Source organism: Salinimonas sediminis (assembly GCF_003429285.1).
Taxonomy (GTDB): domain Bacteria; phylum Pseudomonadota; class Gammaproteobacteria; order Enterobacterales; family Alteromonadaceae; genus Alteromonas; species Alteromonas indica.
On sequence record NZ_CP031769.1, the window covers coordinates 930,028 to 948,835 of the forward strand.

An 18,808-nucleotide genomic window follows, 5' to 3' on the forward strand; every position below is an offset into this window, starting at 1 on the left:
GGGCCTAGAATGAGGGGGCATCAGCAAAGGCCAGGCCTTGCTGGTCTTTAGCTGACAAACTCGGTGCCAGGTCGTTAACCAGTGGCCAGTCAATCCCTACAGTAGGGTCGTCCCAGGCTAATGACACTTCTGATTCAGGATGATAATAGTCGGTACATTTATAGCTAAATTCAGCCGATTCGCTTGTAACATAGAAACCATGCGCGAACCCTGCGGGCACCCACAACATCCGCTTGTTCTGGGCGCTAAGAAGGGCGCCAACCCACTGGCCGTAGGTCTTGGAATGCTTTCGCATATCCACCGCAACATCGAACACAGCGCCATCGGTTACCGACACCAGCTTGCCCTGGGTTTGGCTGAGCTGGTAGTGCATGCCACGTAATATCCCCTGCTTTGAGCGGCTTCGGTTATCCTGTACAAACGTAACGTCTGCACAATTTTCCCGAAACCAGTTGTCTCTGAATGATTCCATAAAGTAGCCGCGTTCATCGCCGAATACTTTAGGCTCAATGATTTTGACATCATCGATAGAAGTAGTAATACATTGCATTATTAAAAAACATCTTCGTTCAAAATGTGGTGTAGATATTGTCCATAACCGCTTTTCACAAGCGGCGTAGCCAACTCTTGGAGTTGCGAAGCATTAATAAATCCCTTACGAAACGCAATCTCTTCCGGGCAGCATATTTTCAGGCCCTGGCGTTTCTCGATAGCCGCGATAAAGTTTGCCGCATCCATCAGGCTGTCAATAGTGCCGGTGTCTAACCACGCCGAGCCCCTGCCCATGACTTCAACATCAAGCCTCTCATGGTGTAAAAACACATTGTTGACATCAGTAATCTCTAACTCACCACGTGGTGAGGGGGCAATAGATTTGGCAATATCGACCACCTCCGGGGGATAAAAGTACAACCCGGTAACTGCATAGCTGGACTTCGCCCGCGCTGGTTTCTCTTCAATACTGAGCGCTTTGCCTGCTTTATCAAACTCAACCACGCCGTAGCGTTCTGGGTCGTGCACATGGTAACCGAACACGGTAGCCCGGTCGTGTTTCGCCGTGGCGCTTTGCAGTGACTTGACCATATCGTGACCATAAAAAATATTATCGCCCAATACCAATGCACTTGGTCGGCCGTTAATAAACTGCTCGCCCAGCACAAAGGCCTGGGCCAGGCCGTCAGGGGAGGGCTGGGCGATATACGATAAAGCTATCCCAAACTGGCTGCCATCCCCTAGCAAATCTTCAAACCGGGATTGCTCCTCAGGGGTGGTTATTATCAGGATTTCCGTAATACCCGCCAGCATCAGGGTAGAAAGCGGATAATAAATCATTGGTTTGTCGTAAACCGGCATAAGTTGTTTACTTACCACTTTCGTCAGGGGGTAAAGACGCGAGCCTGACCCGCCCGCAAGTATTATTCCTACGCGCTCGGCCATGAATTCTATAGCTCCTTAATAGTGGCAATTATGATTCGTCCTATGCCATATATTAAGAATAGGATCACGCCGAATAGCGTTAGATTGTAAAGTACTTCCGGGTATTTATTGCCTTCGGGAAGAGTGGACTGTTCTACAGTGACCAAGTGCTGAATTTTTTGATAGGTTTCTACCCGCGTATTTTCCAGCGTCATCAATGAGGAAGAGTAAGCCTGGATAGCAAGCTGCAGCTGAATTTGTAAATTACTATACTGAGCCATCAACTCAGTCATCGACATGTTCTCGCTACCTTCTACGGTAGCATTATTCAACTCACTCTTTTGGTTACTGACGGCTTGTTGTAAGGCGGTAATTTGGCGTTTTAAGTTACGCATTTCCGGGGCAATATCCGACATCATACCGGTCATGGTTTGTAACTCTGCTTTTTTCTGTGCCAGGGTCGCTTCTAAGGAAAAGGCAATCTGTTGGGATGCGGCGCCCTCTGCCGTAGGGTCCAGTACATTATACTTCGACTGAAACTCCAGCAGTTCTTGCTTTGCGCCTTGCAGCTTGCTTTCAACAATATCATGTTCACTTTTTGCAAAGGTCAGTTTGGATTTAGCAAGGTCCTTATTGATATTATTAATGAAGGTTTCAGCGTGGGCAATAATGGCGGCGTTTAGCTGGTTTGCATATTCAGGTGTAAATGCTTTGGTTTTCAGCGTGATCACTGCTGAACTGGAATCCACAGTTACATCAATATGTTCTAAATAGTAGTTGAACTTATCTTCTTTATTCGCTGAATCAGAAAGTCTGCTGAATAGGTCAGCATCGGCATTCTGGAAATGCAAATTCATTTTGTGGTGCTCGACCAGATGACGGTACATATCCTGCGACTTGATGAAAGCCTCTATTAATACACTATCTGTAGAAAGCGGCGCATCGGTCACAGAAGACATCAACAAAGAGGAGGCGTCAAAAGCACTGCCACCATCTGATTTTTTAATAATTAACTGGCTTTGGCTTTCAAATTGGGGAGAAGCCATCAGCACCAGGTAGAGTGCGTAGATACACCATATAGCGATAAAAGCCCGGCCTACATGCTTAGTCAGAACTTTGAGTTTTTGTTGGGTTTTCTTTAGCACGATATTATTTACCTTTTCCTTTGGACTCAGGATTGGTGTAAGCAGCTATACCTTCTTCAAGGTCCTTGAAATAGGTAAGTTTGCCATTGTTAATTAGTACTGCGGAATGGCAGTATTCGCGAATTTGGTCAAGCTCATGGCTGACCATAATGACGCCACTGGTCAGACTTTTTTCTTTGAGACTTTCTTTCGCTTTTTTACGAAACAACGGGTCACCCACTGATGTTGCTTCATCGATAAGATAAATATCAAAATCAATATTCATGCAACAGGCAAACACCAGTTTGGCACGCATACCTGACGAGTAAGTTCGAACCGGTAAATCAAACTTTTTATTTAGCTCGGCAAATGTTTGTACTTGCTGTTCATATTTACCAAGCGATTTCACATTGTTGATGCGGCCAATAAACCGGGTATTCTCGCGCCCGGTCATATGCGGATGTATACCGGTTTGTAAGGCTACAGGCCATGACATGGAGCGATTCGTGATGACCTGACCGCGGTCTGGATACTCACTTTTGGCTAATAACCGGAAGAGGGTAGACTTACCCGCGCCGTTTTTACCCAAAATAGCTACGTTTCGTTCTGTGGGGAACGCGAAATTAAGGTTCTTGAAAATATACTGGGGGCCGAGTTTACTGGGATAACTCTTCGTTAAATTTTTTATTTCAATCATCTGGATAAGACCTTTTTCCAGGTGAGGTGGTACAGGGCCAGGCCAAAGAACAGTAGTCCAATGGTGGTTGCAGCCGCATATTCGATACTGACGCCTTTGTGCCCGTAGGAGGTATAAAGCGCATAACGGGAAAGCTCAATAAAATGAACCATAGGGTTCCAGTTAAGATAATGCCAGTATTTTTCGGGGATATCCTGAAGGCTGAAAAAAGTACAGGAGATAAAAAACATCGGCCGCATGAACAAATTTTTTACTTTATTGATTTCCGGAACATAGGCGGTGGCAATACCAAACAGCAAACTGATGGCACCACAAAACGCCCATAGCATCAAATACATGGCTATTAATAATAGGGGGTTATCCACTTTATATTCAATTTGCAATAAATAAACGGTGACACACAATAAGAACAATGCGCCCAGCTTAATGGCAAATTCAAGGAGCAAAGCAGTAATCAAAGAAGCAATAGGCTGAACCTGCCTGAATGCATACAAAGGTTTATTCTTTTTTATGGAACCAGAAACGGAACCCAGACTGGTCATGAAAGATTGAATGGAAAGCATACCCACAATCATAAAAATTAAAATAGGCATGGAATGAACTTCCGATCCCGAAATAAAACTTCGGGCATAGGATAAGCCAAAAATAAATACAAACGGTTCAAAGAAAGCCCAGCCGAGCCCCAGCTTATCGTTGAATTTACTTTGCAGTTCACGCAAGAACAAGGCGAAGATCACTCTTCGCCATGCTGCAAGATGTTGGGAAAAGGTGACCATGTTTAATCTAGCGCGACATTGGCGGCCACTGCAATCTGGTACACAATTTGGGTTATATCTTTAATCGCCTGAAGCGATTTCATATCTATTGCAGGCAGGACAATAACCTGATCGCCCGGCTTAAGCTTGGCATTGCCTTCTCTGGCTGAGAAGTTGTAACCATCAATACTATCAAACTCTACAATACCGTTTTTGCGTACAATCAGAATACGTTCATCATCGGCGCGCTGAGTGAATCCGCCCGCCCAGGCAATATAATCAGCCGCGGTCGCATCTGGATTGAATACAATTGCTTGCGGAAGCATGACCTCGCCTCCCACTTGTACTAGGTCGGTAACTGCCGGTACCACCACAGTGTCATTGGGTTCTAATAATACGTTTGCTACTTGTTGATTTTCAGACACCACTACTTTACCCAGCGGTTCTACCTCTCGGGCGCGGGTAATGAAATCTGACACCAATTGCGCTTCCTGTGCGCGTATCGCCCCTTCACCGCTTGAGCTAATAGGGGCAGTAAATACACTGCGTTCTAATTGCTGTAATGAGCGTTCGATAATCTCTTTTTGCTTTAGTGCCACGCTGTCCCGCAACAGATAAATATTATCGACGTCTGAAAGTTCTGGGTTTATGCGTATGTAGTTAAGAACATCACGTAGCCGGGTTCCTTTGTCTACCATAACCTGTGAAGGACCGGTATGACTGCCCTGGATATTGATGCGATAAACCAGCTGCTCATGATCATCAACAAACTCCACGGTATCACCGGCGTTTAGCGAAAATTCGTTAAACTCATTAAGTTTTAGATAACGTGAAAACTGTTGGTTATTGCGCACGCCTGCAACAGAAACATGATTAATAAAATCACGCGGAGTGGCATATTTAGTCAATGTATCGCCAGATAGTTCCCCATCTTTAAATTCAAAGGTAAAACTGTTTCGAGCACCGGTTTGTACCACCACTGTAGCCCCTAATGGGCGAACCATTAGCACATCGCCGTCTTTGAAAGAGATGCCTGGCAACTCACCATTTCGCATAAATTCGTACAAATCGGCAGTGGCTATAATTTTTCCGTCACGTTTGATATCAATCTGACGAAAACTCCCGCGCTGAAAATCTATTCCGCCCGCCCGCTTAAGAAAATAAAGAATGCTATCGGACGCTTGCCCTGCGTACTGTCCAGGCCGTAATACCGGGCCACTGATATATACGGAAACCGGCGTGGACGTTAGCAGGTTGACGTAGACATTGACATCATTGGTATATACTTGCTTTATTTTGGAGGTCACAGTGCTGTTAACAGAGCCGGCCGGGGTATTGGCAATTTGAATAGGTCCGATATTCGGAATGAAAATATTGCCCTGATTATCCACTGTTACTACATCAGAGTAGTTTACCGCGCCCCACATCCAGATAGATATTTTGTCACCCTGCGCAACCAGATAATTGTCGTTTAAGCCATCCGCGCGTTCAGACTCAAACCCACCAATAAACAAATTGGCCGCATAGGGAGGATTTTCCATCGGCGCCTGCGCCGGGTATACGGTGTCTATTGTCGGTTCTCCGGGCAATACCTGGCCGCCCCGCGAGCTATTATAATATTGCCCCGTGGAACCCTCGCCATTATTCATACTTTGAATTGTCCGCGAAGAATTTAACTCAAATGCAGTTACCGAGCCCACCGAGGTATTTGAATTAGTGGTTTGGGTATTCGCACCCTGCCCACTTTGCGCTTGTTGAGCCTGCTGCTGAAGCTGCTGCAAGTCACTTAACGATTGCGCGTTAATATGGCAGCTCGCCAATACCAGCGTTAACAGAAAAGTATACTGAAGCGAACGAAAAAGGCGGAATTTCATCATTGGGCCATTCCTTTATTACCAGCGGGCTGGGTATTCAGTACCGCTGAGTAGCGGACCCACTGGCTATTTTTTTTACATAACAGCTGCTGAGCGCGGGAATAGGCAGGCGTATCAGCCGAGCCCTCAGCATGCACCAGGGGATGACAGCGTTGTTTTGCGGCAGAGTAATAGCCAGGGCCCACTGTCCATCGCTTATCATCAAGTGTAATGACATTACCTGGCGCAATCGATTCGCCAGGCATAATACTTGCACTCGAGCCTTCGATAGCCCCAGTATAATTGGCGTGTACCAAGGGGATATTAGCGACAACCGGGCTGGGGGCGGAAGCGCATCCTGCAAGCAAGCCGACAAAAGCTAAAAACGCAGGCCGAAGAATGTTGCTTTTCACTGACATGGGCTGGTTTAAAATCCTATGGAAAATTGGCCGACAGCATACCATATAAAACACGAATTTCACCTGTGAGGTAGATAACTGATGTTTAGCTGGCGAGAGTCTAATCAATCTTTTTGAAATGTTGACAGGGCATTTCAAAGAATATTTTATCGAAGGGGTGGTCAGTATGAAGAATGTTTATTATCATAATTTAACCAGAGCCTGCTTGTATTTACCGTGCGCTTATAATAATGAGCTCTGCAGAGAACAACAATAATGTTGTTAAAGGATTACCTAATGTTTCCGCGTTTCTCACAATGTGTGATGTATCCGGGCGCCTGCTAACAATGGATTTTTCATAGAATGTTTGATTACCTTCAACTGGTACCGCTGTTTACTGCGTTCTTTGTTGCTTTGATCCTATTAGTGGTTATGACGCCTTTGGCACATCAATTCGGTTTGGTAGACCAACCGAGTCTGCGCAAGCGTCATCATGGGATGGTGCCACTTACAGGTGGCGTCGCTATCTTTATGGCGGTATTGGTAGCCAGTATCGTTACCGACGTATGGATGAAAAACAACCCTCTATTTTTTACTGCCTCAGCATTTATCGTGCTGTTAGGAATGTTAGACGATCGCTTTGAATTAAGCGCCAAGGGCCGGCTGATGTGTCAGTTTGGCGTAGCCGCCATTATGGCGTGGAGTGCGCAAAACTATATTACCTCGCTAGGTAATATTATGGGCCTGGGTGATGTTAATCTGGGGCTGGCAGGCTACTTTTTTACCATCGTTTGCGTGGTGGGCGTTATTAATGCGTTTAATATGATTGACGGTATTGATGGGCTAGCAGGCGGAATGAGCTTGGTGGTGCTGTTGTTTGTAGTGGGCTTACTGGTAGCCAGTGGTAATGGGGGCGCCATAATGGAACCGTTAATTATCGCTGCGGCTATTGTGCCGTTTTTAGCGTTTAATCTGAGTTGGAAAGGGTTCAAAGGCAATAAGATATTTATGGGCGATGCCGGCAGCATGTTTGTTGGGTTAACCATTGTATGGCTATTGGTGGATCATGCTCAAGGTGTAGAAGCGGCATTTCGTCCTATTACCGCCGTATGGTTGATTGGCCTTCCTTTAATGGATATGGCGGCAATAATGTACCGCCGCGCACGCAAAGGTCAATCGATGCTGCGGCCGGACCGCAAACACTTACATAATATATTCATGCGCGCAGGTTTAAGTTCCAATCAGGCACTGCTGGCGATTCTGTTTATGGGTAGCTTGTACTGCATGATAGGCGTATTGGGCGAGCTATTTAACGTTCCTGAATGGTTAATGTTTTGGGGCTTTATTGCCTTGCTTACTGTCTATAGCTTCATTATTCAGAACATCTGGCGCTTCATCAGAAAGTTCAAACAAGTCGCATAGGCCTGATCTTTTCACTTTGTTGAATTGTCAGGTACTATTGCCCACCTTTTATTGATTTTCGGTATCAAGTGTCTGTAAAGAAGCCCTATACATTTCGTTTTATCGTGCCACCTGAAAAGAGCCTTAAGCAGCCTGTTCTGGTGGCGATGTCGACGTACCACAACGATAACGAACAATGGTTAGCACAGGCTATTGACAGTGTTCTGACACAAACCTTTACTGACTTTCAGTTTCTTATTATTGTCGATGGCCCGGTACCTGCTAGTACGACCTCTTTATTATTGACGTACGCCAAACAGGATTCTCGCATCATTGTTGCCCAAAACAATACCAATCTGGGTCTGGCGGCAAGTATGAATCAGGCAATAGCCTGGATGCGGGAAAGTGATGAATTCAGGTATTTTGTGCGGATGGATGCCGATGATATATGTCTGCCGCAGCGATTAGAAAAGCAACAACACTTTTTTGCAACTCACAGCAAAGTTTCTGTGTTGGGCACTGCGCTCACTGAAATCGACGAGCAAGGCAATAAGGTAGGCTCCAGAGTAATGCCAGCCTCTCATAGTGTGATTGTACGCATGTTACCTCGTCGCTGTACCCTCAACCATCCTACTGTAATGATTCGCCGTGAGGTGTTTGATGCAGGTTTTCGGTATGATAACGAGTTGATGAATACCCAGGACTACTTCTTGTGGATTGAGCTGGCTGCCGCCGGCTTTGAATTTAGAAACCTGCGGGAACGATTACTGGAGTTTCGCCGGGTTAATGATTTCTACAAAAGGCGGGGGCTGGTAAAATCTCTCAATGAGTTCAAAGCCCGCTTTAGTGCCATGCGTAAATTGCAGCGCTACACACCGTTTAACGTTATCTACGCCTGTATCGTTTTATTGCTGCGACTTATGCCTGCGCCAGTGGTAAAATGGGCTTACAAGCTGGATCGTGTGCTTTTAGAGAAGATCGGAAAACATTGAAAGTCGGCGCAGTTATCATCTTATACCATCCTACAATAGCGCATCTGGCCTCCATGCTGGAGGCTTTGCACGCGCTTCAATGGCCAGTAGTCCTGGTTGATAATTCCCCTGTACCGCTGGTGGGCCTGACTGATGAGCAGGCCGATTATATCCACTGTCCCTCCAATGTGGGTATCGCTCAAGCGCAAAACGTAGGTTTGGATAGGCTGGTTGAACAGGGGGCCGAGGCAGTATTGATTCTGGACCAAGACAGTCAGCTTAGTACTATTTTTCTACAGCAGTTGTATGACGCCTACGAATATGCGCTCGCCAAAATTGATAAGCTTGCCTGCGTGGGGCCTCAAATTGTATGCGAGTTTATTGAAAAGCCTGTGCAACCTAAGCTACACAGATCGCAACGTATGTGCGACCAGCTAGAGAGCGTCGCGCAAATCATTGCATCAGGAATGATTGTAAATGTTGAGGCTTATCATAGGGTTGGAAAAAAAGACAGTAACCTGTTTATTGATGGCGTAGATCATGAATGGTGTTGGCGTGCGCGGAGTCTCGGATTTCATGTTATAAAAGCGTGCAATGTGAAGATGCGCCACCGCCAAGGCGACGGCCGCCATCGTATTTTAGGACTGAACTTTAAGCGTGGTGCACCAGTAAGACTTTATTACCAGGTGCGCAATGTGCTTATTCTGTCTCGCCGGCGACATGTGCCACTTTACTGGAAATGTCGTCATCTTGTTGCTTTACCAGTTCGCTGGCTGGTTAATCGGTGGTGGTTTCCTGAAGGAAAGCTACGCGGTCATTATGTTCGCCGCGGTTTGATAGATGGTTTAAAAGGCCGAACCGGTAAACTGGACTGACGCTTGCAAGCGTCATCTTAACGTCATTCTTGCGGTGTAAATTTGTATCTTTTGAGATACACCGCGAAAGGCTGTCTTTTGAACTGAAAGTATTTTGTAAAACGGAAAATTTTTAAGGAAGGGTTGTGAAAGTCACAGTTTTTGGAATTGGATATGTTGGGTTAGTACAAGCAGCTGTGCTGGCAGAAGTAGGTCACGATGTGGTGTGCATTGACGTAGACCAAGCGAAAGTGGACAACCTTAAACAGGGTAAGATTCCTATTTATGAGCCAGGTCTTACACCGCTTGTCACCAGTAACTTTGAATCGGGTCGTCTGGTATTTAGTACCGATGCCGCGCAAGGTGTTAAGCATGGTGAATTGATCTTTATCGCGGTAGGCACGCCTCCTGACGAAGACGGTTCTGCAGATTTAAAATATGTGCTAGCGGTAGCGGAAACTATCGCTCAGCACATGGACAACCATAAAATTATTATCAACAAGTCGACGGTACCTGTAGGTACCGCAGATAAAGTTAAAGCCAAGGTGTCCGATACACTGGCCTCTATTAAGAAAGAGGTTAGCTTTGATGTGGTATCAAATCCTGAATTCTTAAAAGAAGGAGCTGCGGTTACTGATTGCATGCGCCCTGACCGAATTATTTTAGGCACAGATAGCAAAAAAGCGGAAGAAAAGTTACGTGAACTGTACTCACCGTTTAATCGCAACCACGACAAAGTCATTACCATGGACATTCGCAGCGCGGAGCTGACCAAATATGCGGCAAACTGTATGTTGGCCACAAAAATCAGCTTTATGAATGAAATTGCTAACCTGGCTGAATTGTTCGGCGCGGATATTGAACATGTCCGTCATGGTATCGGTTCTGATCCAAGAATCGGTTATCAGTTTATTTATCCTGGTTGTGGCTATGGGGGATCATGTTTCCCTAAAGATGTGCAAGCGCTCATCCGTAGTGCAACTAAAGTTGGTTATACCGCTCAGGTGCTTGAGTCTGTAGAAGCGGTTAACTACAAGCAAAAAGAGAAACTTTTTGAATACATCATGTCGCATTTTGACAATGATGTTAAAGGTAAAACCATCGCACTATGGGGCTTGTCATTCAAGCCAAATACTGATGATATGCGAGAAGCATCCAGCCGGGTGTTAATGGAAAAGCTATGGGATGCGGGCGCTATTGTGCAAGCATACGATCCTGAAGCCATGGAAGAAACCCAGCGTATCTACGGTGATAAAGACGAGTTACGCCTGATGGGGACCAAAGAATCAGCACTAAATGGTGCAGATTGTCTGGTTATTTGTACCGAGTGGCAGGTATTCCGTGCCCCGGACTTTGAATTGATTAAATCGAAATTAGCCCAGCCGTTAATTTTTGATGGTCGAAACCTATTTGAACCTAAGCGCATGGCAGAGTATGGATTTGATTACTATGCCATCGGACGCGGATTATCAGTAAAAGGAAATCAGTAATCATGAGTCAGGTAAAAAAAGCAGTTATCCCAGTAGCCGGTCTTGGCACACGCATGTTGCCAGCGACCAAAGCTATTCCAAAAGAGATGCTGCCAGTTGTAGATAGACCGCTAATTCAGTATGTAGTCAATGAATGTGTCGCAGCGGGAATTAAAGAAATTATATTGGTGACGCACGCCAGTAAAAACAGCATTGAAAACCATTTTGATACGTCGTTTGAGCTAGAAGCAACGTTGGAAAAGCGGGTTAAACGTCAGCTGTTGGAAGAAGTGCAGTCTATCTGTCCTAAAGATGTAACTATCATGCACGTGCGTCAAGGCCACGCCGCCGGTCTGGGCCATGCTATTCAATGTGCCCGTCCACTGGTAGGTGAGTCGCCTTTTGCTGTCGTTCTGCCTGATGTAATCATCGATGATGTTGCCAGCGACCCGAAAAAAGACAACCTTGCTGATATGGTAGCTAAATTCAATACCAGCCGGGTAAGTCAGGTAATGGTTGAACAGGTGCCGCGCGAAGAAATCACTAAATTTGGTATCGCAGATCTGGACGGTGAAGATATCGAGCCAGGTGATTCAGCCAAAATTCACCGTATGGTTGAAAAGCCTTCGTTGGAAGAAGCGCCATCTGACTTAGCGATTGTAGGCCGTTACGTGTTATCAGAAAAAATCTGGGATCTGCTAGAGTACACGCCACCGGGTGCCGGCGGTGAAGTACAGCTAACCGATGCCATTGACTCCCTGATGAAGATTGAGCAGGTAGATGCGTATTGCATGAAAGGCAAAAGCCATGATTGCGGTAGCAAGCTTGGCTATATGAAAGCCAATGTAGAATACGCATTGCGTCATCCGTCACTGGGTGAAGAGTTTAAAGAATATCTGGCTTCACTTAAGTAGCCGTCGATACCGATCGCAAAAGGCTCCTTTAGGAGCCTTTTTTGTTTCTGGCAGCCGCTCAATGTGGCGAAGCACCCACGAGCCGGCTACGCTAAGTTTCCAAAGTCAGTGGCTACTCTTCCACGAACAATCGAGCCTTGACCTTAGTAAGCATCTTTTCTCCGATACCTTTTACTTCAGTTAGCTGGTCTACTTCTAAAAAGCGGCCCATCTTCGTGCGGTAGTCGATAATGGCCTGAGCCTTACTTTGGCCGATACCGGGTAGTTGCATCAACTCCTCCTGGGTCGCCAGGTTCAGGTCCATTGGCGCGGATTGATTAAGCAACGTAGTGTCCTGGGTCTCTTGTGCACTCACGACGGCTGGGGTCATAGCACAAGTTAACGCTACAATTACAGCCGCTATAATGTATCTTATATTCTGCATGGTTATTTCCTTATCTGAATCGGGTTATTGCCAGCTGGCGAGATAAGCATAAACAACGCATGGCAGAAATACTGCTGCGCTATGGTGCAGGGTTTGGACAGGTTGCGTGCGATTATCCGCCGTGTGGTGGCAATGACGGAAAATGAAACAAAAAAAAGCACCGCTCAAGCGGTGCTTTATCGCATAATTATCGCGTGGCTTACAGACGCTCTAGCATCGCTTCGGTAAACTCGGTAGTGCCATTTTGACCACCTAAATCACGGGTAGTGCGATCGCCAGACTCAATAACGTCTTTTAACGCAGAACGAATCTTTTCTGCTTTATCGCCCATGTTTAAGTATTCGAGCATTTGAATAGCGGCCAGAATAACTGAGGTTGGGTTCGCCAGGTTTTTACCAGCAATGTCCGGCGCTGAGCCATGTACCGCTTCAAAAATAGCGCAATCGTGGCCAATATTCGCGCCTGGCGCCATGCCCAGACCGCCTACCAAACCGGCACATAGATCAGAGATAATGTCGCCAAACAGGTTGGTAGTCACAATCACGTCAAATTGATGCGGGTTCATTACCAATTGCATACACGTATTATCGACGATCATTTCGGCGCTTTCGATATCAGGGTAGCGCTCGCCCACTTCCCGCGCAACTTTCAAAAACAGCCCGGAGGTAGACTTCAGGATATTTGCTTTATGTACTGCTGTAACCTTTTTGCGCCCTTCGCGACGTGCTAGCTCGTACGCGAATACTACAATTTGCTCGGCACCTTCACGGGTGATCTTGCTCATTGCTTCGGCTTCGTTACCATCTTCGGACACTACCTGTCCCAAGCCAGAATACATACCCTGGGTGTTCTCGCGAACGGTAATGATATCAATGTCTTCATAACGGGCTTTGGTGCCTTTAAAAGACAATACCGGACGGATGTTGGCGTATAACTTAAACTGTTTACGCAAACTTACATTGATAGAGGTGAAGCCTTCACCAACTGGCGTAGTCAATGGCCCTTTCAATGAAACTTTATTTTTAGCGATCAGATCCAGCGTAGACTGCGGTAACAGTTCACCGTGGTTTTCTAGGGCGACCAAACCTGCGTCGGCATAATCATAGGCAAAGTTGCAACCCACTTTATCTAAAATTTTGGTGGTGGCATCAATGATATCTGGACCGATACCGTCGCCGCGAATGACTGTAATGCGTTGCTGAGTCATGGGGGATCCTCTGGTAATATTCGTTTTGTATAGAATTAGGTAACTTGGAAATAGCCAGTAAGGCTAAAATTATGGTGTATCGGTAGCTGTAATTTTATCGCGTCGTAGCGCTAATCATGCGCTGTGACACGCTACACCATAGGGCCAAAATCGCGCATATTTTATAGCAACGTGCAGCCTTCGCCTAGCATAGATTAGCGCAACAGCATTGAAAAAACATTATTATCGTTGAGTAAGACGCCCTGTATTAGCCAAATTCGGATAATTACAACCTATGGGTTATTGGTGTATATAGAGAACTACTAACCTGTGCCTGCAAATGGGCAATAAATTCCGGCTTCAGTTTAAGTATGTGAAGACATTGGCGTAGTGCCTCAATAGACGCTTCATCGAGTTGACCACTAACAAATAACCATTTTCGGCTAAGTAGTAAACTGAGCGAGATAACCGCAAATTCTTTTTGCAGGCCGGGGCTGGCTTGGGCTGGCATTTTACCAAACTGCCTTATAATAGCCTGATGAATTTTAGGCTGATGCCAGTTCGCGGCAAGTTCAGCCGCATAGGCCACGAATTCTTCACCGGTTTTCAGGCTAAGCAGTGCATTAACATCAAACAGTCGTTGCGCATTATGGGGAAAGCGGGCGAGTATCTTTAGGGCTGGCAAGGTAAACACCGGTGCTAGCGAAAACGTGCTCACTAAGGCCGCTGACTGCGCCGATAGGCGGCTGGGCACCTGAGCCGCGATCAGTGATGCCAGCGTTGCACTGGTAACCAGTAAATTCTTACAGCAAGCCCCTAGCGGAAAATAATGCTGCGTCAGTCGCTGCATCAATGCTTCGAGTACCAGCATATCGCCTACACGTTCAGTCCCATAGGTTAATACCGCTTGTTTTACCTCTTTCACGGGCAATTGTAACCGGTTATCCAGGGTGGCTGAATGTTTTAGCGCATCAGCAAAAGCCGGTTCCTGTTCCAGTTCAGCGGCTAACCGGCCAATATCAAGTTCACTGTCTTGCAACATATCGATAATGGTGATGATAGAGCGTGGCGGATGGCTGACCGGGTAGCGTCTTCCTTCAAACTTAAATGCCGCAATCTGTTGCGCGGCCTGGTGAGTTTTAGCGGTAAGCTCAGCCCATTTATTAAATCTTATATAATGGGAAGGCCGTAGCGCAATGTCGGTTTTCCACTCTATAGCCGGGGTCGGTGCAATAGAAGAGGGCAGCACACCATACTGGGAATCCGTTTTATACATTACCGTATGTTTGCCAGACTCTGTGGGAGCCTGAGCGCCAGGCCAGATATCCCCAGGATAGGTTAACCACTGACGTAATGTGGCTTCGTAGCGCACATTCCCCGACAGCGCTAACGGCCGTAATGCAGCATAAAAACTGAAGCTAAAACGAATGCTTAGATGACTACAACAAATTAACCACCATTGCGGGTAATTTATGGCCGGATTGGCCAGATACCGGTGAAAATTAGGTTGGGCTAATAATTTGCCTACCGAAAATACGGAACGCCACAAGGCGAGTTGTGGGCCCCCCAAATGCTTCTTTAAACCCGCCAGTACAGTAGGCTCAAAATGTAATATCTGGGTATCACGATGATACGACGCGGCGCTCAGTAGCGTAAACGTAGCACCGGTAAGGTGTTGCAGGTAATGATCATTTAACTGGCTGCGCAACCCCAGTATAGCCATGATCAGGGCAGCTTTTAACGGTAAAGGATAGGTAAGTGAAGATTCCTGACGAATGGCATTAACGGCTACCAGGGCGGCCTGCGGATGCTGGCGGGCAAATTCGACCACCTGCTTGCCCATAGCCAGCCCGGTATTAGGCACATTGAGCAGCTTTCCCTGGCGTACCAGCGCAGCGGTTGCGCGCTGACTTTGTTGAATAAGTGTCTGGTATGCCGATTCTACCAATTTAGTTCCTAACTTTTGAGGTAACTTTGATAAGCCCCTTCGCCCCAGGCGATAAGTTGTTCGTTTTCAAATAACAACGGAGTACATTCGTCCTGCGTGGTCAATCCATCTGCCCTGACATGCTGGGTGCGATAGAACATCACCTGAATAGCCACTGAGCTATCCATTTTGGCCTCAGTGATATCGGGCGAGCCCAGGCGTGCAAGAACCTCTTCTCGGGTAGTCCCCAGTCGAAGCTTGGTAATTTGCACTTTGTTATATTCTTCTCTGTCTTGCCAGTCCATGTTTTCTGGTTTGTCAGGATAAAACGAAATCACCAGAAATACGAACAGCACGTAAGCCGCGACGCCAAACAGAATCAGCCGGATAACCTTACTATTCATCCTTCTTCACTTGTTATTAAGGGAACACTGAACAGTTTACCTTAAAAGCGTGTAAAGAAGGAATGATAAAATCGTAAAGGAATGCGTCAATCCTGCGGGGAAATAGTGTAGCAGGGTATGTACTCGGAGCCCGGCAATTTCATTCTGCCTTGTGCTACAAACGATTCGAGAAGGGCGTCAATCCGCTGCATTAAATGAACATCTCCACGTAACTGGAATGGTCCCTTTTCTTTAATCTGGCGCACACCTTCTGCTTTAACGTTCCCCGCAACAATACCTGAAAAGGCCTGGCGCAATACCACGGCAAGGCTGGCTACATCTTGTTCCTGATGTAACGGTAATGCTGCCATGGAGTCGTGAGTCGGTATAAAGGGTACCTGAAACGGCTCATCAATTTTTAGCGACCAGTTGAAGCTGAACGAGTCGCCTACCGCCAGGCGATATTGCTCAATTTTTGCTTTGCTGTTGCATAGCGTACGGGCTACTTCTTCAGCATCGTCAATAATGATCTGGTATTTGCTTTGTGCCTGCGGCCCCAGTGTGGCGCCGACAAATTCATCAATAGCGGCGAAATACGCTTCCGCACCTTTCGGGCCCGTTAAAATAACCGGCAAAGGCTGTTGTGCATTGCGCTCGTTCATCAATATCCCCAGCAAATACAGCAACTCTTCTGCGGTGCCGACCCCGCCGGGGAATATCACCACGCCATGGGCAAAACGCACAAAGGCTTCCAGCCGTTTTTCGATGTCAGGCATGATGATGAGCTCATTAACGATGGCATTAGGCGGTTCGGCCGCGATAATACTGGGCTCAGAAATACCAATATAGCGGCCATTTTTATATCGCTGTTTAGCATGGCCTATCGTAGCGCCTTTCATTGGCCCTTTCATTGCACCTGGTCCGCAACCGGTACAAATGTTCATCTCTCTTAAGCCAAGCTGATAGCCGACCTCTTTGGTGTACTGGTATTCATGTTGTTTGATGGAGTGACCGCCCCAGCATACAATGGTATTTAGTTCGTCATTGCCTTCCAGAGCCTGGGCATGCCGCAACATATCAAATACCATGTCAGTAGTACTCAGGCTATCTACTGGCGCTGGTTTATGTACCAGGGCATGTTTGTTACCCATAAACAACATGTCGCGAAGTACGGCGAATAAATGTTCGTGTACGCCCCGTACCAGCTTGCCATCAACAAAGGCAACTTCAGGGGGATTTGTCAGTTCAATCTTAACGCCACGTTCCCGGCGTACCAGTTTAATATCAAAATCCTGATAAGGGGCAAACAACAACTCATAGTCGTCTTCATCAACACCACTGTTAAGTACTGCAAGACAACAATTTTTAAACACATCGAAAAGCTCACTATGTGTAGTGTCCTGCAATTGCGATACTTCTATCTGAGATAGCTGGCTCATCCAGCCAAGCGGATTCAACTGCACTTTTTTCATTAATATCTGTCCTGATCGATAACAACACAATTTCGTCCGGACCGCTTCGCTTCATAAAGCTTTTGGTCGGCTCTTTCAAATACCTGCTCGGCCGTTTCATCCGCAGTAAATGTCGCCCCGCCAAACGAGGCGGTAATGGTTAGTCGTTCCTGTTTGAACTTAAACGGTAATGCCATCAATCTGGTTCGCAATTTTTCCAGTTTCTCAGCCAGCGCGGTAGGTCCGGTATTCTCGTAAACCAAGACGAACTCTTCGCCCCCCCAGCGCGCAATAAACTCACCTTCGTTCAAGCCCTGGGCTAATTGATTAGCCACCACTTGCAGCGTTTTATCGCCCGCGGCATGGCCAAACCGATCATTAATGTTTTTAAAGTGGTCAATATCTAACACCGCCAGACTAAGCGGTTGTTGGCTGGCCTGCGCATGCTGCCAGGCACTGACGATTTTCTCATTATATGCCATACGGTTAGGTAATTGGGTGAGGGGGTCGGTGTGGCTGGCACAATGCTGCTGAGCGAGCTTTTTGCGATAATCGATAGTCTGCCGTTCTAGCGAATCAAGCTGGGTTTGCATACGGCTTAGCAAAGACATGATTTTTTGTTGTTCAGTGCGCTCACTTTCTTTGCGCTGCGCCAGTGTTGAAGCCATCTTTTTAAGATGATAGCGGGTTTGTTCTTTTAACCCGTCCAGGCCAGTATCCGCCGCCACCATGTCCTCAATATCATTGAGTTGCTGTTTAAATACTTCATCTGTTTTCTGGCGGCTGACAAACGCCTGATGGGTATGAACAATGCTTTTTTCCACATTTTTGTTTAATTTACCCAGGGCTTCATGCAAGCTCTGGATAACCTCACCCGACATTGCCGCCTCACCCATTGAGTCTTTGACTATCAGCCTTAAAATAACCAAACAGGCTTGTAACAGATCATCTTCATTGAGCCCCTCTAATAAGCGGTGGCGTAGGTTACCCAACTGTATATTGTCAGGTTGTAGCTGCGTGTAGCTGTCGAGTAAATGCTGTAATTCTTCTTGTAGTGAGCGCGTAATCGAAGGGTTAAGCGGGGCGGTTCGGACTTCTGGAGTCGCAGTATCACAAGGCGTAGGCAATTTTTGAATTAATGACAGGCTATTCAAACAGACTTTCAGCAGAGCCTGTAAGGAATCAGTGGGTTGGTTTGCCAATGTCAGCACACTGGCAGCATGGGTACGAAATTCTGTATCCTGGGCAAAGCGCTGTTGTAGCGTACGCACGCTTTGTTCGATAAGCGACAGACTGCTGGCGGTATAGCGACGTACGTTTTTAATGTCACCTTGAAACAGGTGGTCCAGTTTACCAATGCTTACACTGGCCAGGGAAAAATCCGGGGTGCCTGCCAGATGGCCGCGTAATGTCTGAAGCTCGTTGTCTATGTCGGCTGAATAACCTTCAAAAAACTTTGATAGACGAATGACGGATTGAGCAAGCATTTCATTATGTCGCTGCACTGACTGAAGCTGACTAGAATTCATTAAGTCGTTAATTCCCAATGGATTACGTATCTACACTTCATTGTGGCACAGGTCTG

General features: G+C 46.6%; 18 protein-coding genes. 5 read left to right on the forward strand and 13 right to left on the reverse strand.

Annotated elements, in window-relative coordinates; genetic code table 11:
* Nucleotides 1-4: 4 nt before the first annotated feature.
* From rfbC to D0Y50_RS04225, 7 genes are read right to left on the reverse strand one after another with little or no spacing between them, the layout of a single operon-like run.
* Nucleotides 5-550 (reverse strand): dTDP-4-dehydrorhamnose 3,5-epimerase, encoded by a 546-nt coding sequence (gene rfbC / locus D0Y50_RS04195; RefSeq protein ID WP_108567951.1) that lies wholly within the window; start codon nt 548-550, stop codon nt 5-7.
* A 2-nt stretch (nt 551-552) separates the two neighbouring features.
* The gene (rfbA, locus tag D0Y50_RS04200; protein ID WP_117315659.1) at nt 553-1,437 is read right to left on the reverse strand and encodes a glucose-1-phosphate thymidylyltransferase RfbA; all 885 of its coding nucleotides are present in this window, start codon (nt 1,435-1,437) and stop codon (nt 553-555) included.
* A 5-nt stretch (nt 1,438-1,442) separates the two neighbouring features.
* Nucleotides 1,443-2,561 carry a capsule biosynthesis protein gene (locus D0Y50_RS04205; RefSeq protein ID WP_108567949.1) on the reverse strand — a complete coding sequence of 373 codons (1,119 nt, stop codon included), beginning with the start codon at nt 2,559-2,561 and terminating at the stop codon, nt 1,443-1,445.
* Nucleotides 2,562-2,565: 4 nt separating this feature from the next.
* A complete protein-coding gene (locus D0Y50_RS04210; protein WP_117315661.1) occupies nt 2,566-3,237 on the reverse strand; it encodes an ABC transporter ATP-binding protein in 672 nt (223 codons plus the stop codon).
* On the reverse strand, nt 3,234-4,013 hold the full coding sequence (locus D0Y50_RS04215; RefSeq protein WP_117315663.1) for an ABC transporter permease: 780 nt from the start codon (nt 4,011-4,013) through the stop codon (nt 3,234-3,236). The genes D0Y50_RS04210 and D0Y50_RS04215 overlap by 4 nt, the downstream gene beginning before the upstream one ends.
* A gap of 2 nt (nt 4,014-4,015) precedes the next feature.
* Entirely contained in the window at nt 4,016-5,866 is a 1,851-nt protein-coding gene (locus tag D0Y50_RS04220; RefSeq protein ID WP_117318634.1) for a polysaccharide biosynthesis/export family protein, read from the reverse strand.
* Entirely contained in the window at nt 5,866-6,264 is a 399-nt protein-coding gene (locus D0Y50_RS04225) for a hypothetical protein (RefSeq protein WP_108567946.1), read from the reverse strand. Before D0Y50_RS04225 ends, D0Y50_RS04220 begins: the two co-directional genes overlap by 1 nt.
* 342 nt (nt 6,265-6,606) lie before the next feature.
* On the opposite strand from D0Y50_RS04225, the gene wecA reads away from it, so the two are divergent.
* From wecA to galU, 5 genes are all read left to right on the forward strand, one after another.
* Entirely contained in the window at nt 6,607-7,665 is a 1,059-nt protein-coding gene (gene wecA, locus D0Y50_RS04230) for a UDP-N-acetylglucosamine--undecaprenyl-phosphate N-acetylglucosaminephosphotransferase (protein WP_108567945.1), read from the forward strand.
* 68 nt (nt 7,666-7,733) lie between these two features.
* Nucleotides 7,734-8,636, forward strand: coding sequence for a glycosyltransferase (locus D0Y50_RS04235; RefSeq protein WP_332308379.1), 903 nt, complete (start codon nt 7,734-7,736; stop codon nt 8,634-8,636).
* Nucleotides 8,633-9,490 (forward strand): glycosyltransferase family 2 protein, encoded by an 858-nt coding sequence (locus tag D0Y50_RS04240; RefSeq protein ID WP_170145445.1) that lies wholly within the window; start codon nt 8,633-8,635, stop codon nt 9,488-9,490. Before D0Y50_RS04235 ends, D0Y50_RS04240 begins: the two co-directional genes overlap by 4 nt.
* A 125-nt stretch (nt 9,491-9,615) precedes the next feature.
* Nucleotides 9,616-10,959: a UDP-glucose dehydrogenase family protein gene (locus D0Y50_RS04245; protein WP_108567943.1), complete on the forward strand. Its 1,344-nt coding sequence runs from the start codon at nt 9,616-9,618 to the stop codon at nt 10,957-10,959.
* 2 nt (nt 10,960-10,961) lie between these two features.
* Nucleotides 10,962-11,852 (forward strand): UTP--glucose-1-phosphate uridylyltransferase GalU, encoded by an 891-nt coding sequence (gene galU / locus D0Y50_RS04250; RefSeq protein ID WP_108567942.1) that lies wholly within the window; start codon nt 10,962-10,964, stop codon nt 11,850-11,852.
* A gap of 112 nt (nt 11,853-11,964) precedes the next feature.
* On the opposite strand, the gene D0Y50_RS04255 is transcribed toward galU, so the two are convergent.
* From D0Y50_RS04255 to D0Y50_RS04280, 6 genes are all read right to left on the reverse strand, one after another.
* Nucleotides 11,965-12,276, reverse strand: a complete 312-nt coding sequence (locus D0Y50_RS04255; protein ID WP_218023559.1) for a ComEA family DNA-binding protein — start codon at nt 12,274-12,276, stop codon at nt 11,965-11,967.
* Nucleotides 12,277-12,475: 199 nt separating this feature from the next.
* Nucleotides 12,476-13,483: an isocitrate dehydrogenase gene (locus D0Y50_RS04260; protein WP_108567941.1), complete on the reverse strand. Its 1,008-nt coding sequence runs from the start codon at nt 13,481-13,483 to the stop codon at nt 12,476-12,478.
* 265 nt (nt 13,484-13,748) lie between these two features.
* The gene (locus tag D0Y50_RS04265) at nt 13,749-15,410 is read right to left on the reverse strand and encodes a hypothetical protein (protein WP_117315667.1); all 1,662 of its coding nucleotides are present in this window, start codon (nt 15,408-15,410) and stop codon (nt 13,749-13,751) included.
* A gap of 8 nt (nt 15,411-15,418) precedes the next feature.
* Nucleotides 15,419-15,793 carry a DUF3192 domain-containing protein gene (locus tag D0Y50_RS04270; protein ID WP_108567939.1) on the reverse strand — a complete coding sequence of 125 codons (375 nt, stop codon included), beginning with the start codon at nt 15,791-15,793 and terminating at the stop codon, nt 15,419-15,421.
* A gap of 86 nt (nt 15,794-15,879) precedes the next feature.
* Complete coding sequence (gene ppnN / locus D0Y50_RS04275) at nt 15,880-17,244, reverse strand: nucleotide 5'-monophosphate nucleosidase PpnN (protein WP_117315669.1); 1,365 nt, start codon at nt 17,242-17,244, stop codon at nt 15,880-15,882.
* Nucleotides 17,244-18,752, reverse strand: coding sequence for a GGDEF domain-containing protein (locus D0Y50_RS04280; RefSeq protein WP_117315671.1), 1,509 nt, complete (start codon nt 18,750-18,752; stop codon nt 17,244-17,246). Before D0Y50_RS04280 ends, ppnN begins: the two co-directional genes overlap by 1 nt.
* Nucleotides 18,753-18,808: the final 56 nt, after the last annotated feature.

What these genes read in the sequence shown, in the direction of transcription:
- rfbC (WP_108567951.1), bottom strand. Translation starts at nt 550, where the DNA reads ATGCAATGTATTACTACTTCTATCGATGATGTCAAAATCATTGAGCCT.
- rfbA (WP_117315659.1), bottom strand. Translation starts at nt 1,437, where the DNA reads ATGGCCGAGCGCGTAGGAATAATACTTGCGGGCGGGTCAGGCTCGCGT.
- D0Y50_RS04210 (WP_117315661.1), bottom strand. Translation starts at nt 3,237, where the DNA reads ATGATTGAAATAAAAAATTTAACGAAGAGTTATCCCAGTAAACTCGGC.
- D0Y50_RS04215 (WP_117315663.1), bottom strand. Translation starts at nt 4,013, where the DNA reads ATGGTCACCTTTTCCCAACATCTTGCAGCATGGCGAAGAGTGATCTTC.
- D0Y50_RS04220 (WP_117318634.1), bottom strand. Translation starts at nt 5,866, where the DNA reads ATGAAATTCCGCCTTTTTCGTTCGCTTCAGTATACTTTTCTGTTAACG.
- D0Y50_RS04225 (WP_108567946.1), bottom strand. Translation starts at nt 6,264, where the DNA reads ATGTCAGTGAAAAGCAACATTCTTCGGCCTGCGTTTTTAGCTTTTGTC.
- wecA (WP_108567945.1), top strand. Translation starts at nt 6,607, where the DNA reads ATGTTTGATTACCTTCAACTGGTACCGCTGTTTACTGCGTTCTTTGTT.
- galU (WP_108567942.1), top strand. Translation starts at nt 10,962, where the DNA reads ATGAGTCAGGTAAAAAAAGCAGTTATCCCAGTAGCCGGTCTTGGCACA.
- D0Y50_RS04255 (WP_218023559.1), bottom strand. Translation starts at nt 12,276, where the DNA reads ATGCAGAATATAAGATACATTATAGCGGCTGTAATTGTAGCGTTAACT.
- D0Y50_RS04260 (WP_108567941.1), bottom strand. Translation starts at nt 13,483, where the DNA reads ATGACTCAGCAACGCATTACAGTCATTCGCGGCGACGGTATCGGTCCA.
- D0Y50_RS04270 (WP_108567939.1), bottom strand. Translation starts at nt 15,793, where the DNA reads ATGAATAGTAAGGTTATCCGGCTGATTCTGTTTGGCGTCGCGGCTTAC.
- ppnN (WP_117315669.1), bottom strand. Translation starts at nt 17,244, where the DNA reads ATGAAAAAAGTGCAGTTGAATCCGCTTGGCTGGATGAGCCAGCTATCT.
- D0Y50_RS04280 (WP_117315671.1), bottom strand. Translation starts at nt 18,752, where the DNA reads ATGAATTCTAGTCAGCTTCAGTCAGTGCAGCGACATAATGAAATGCTT.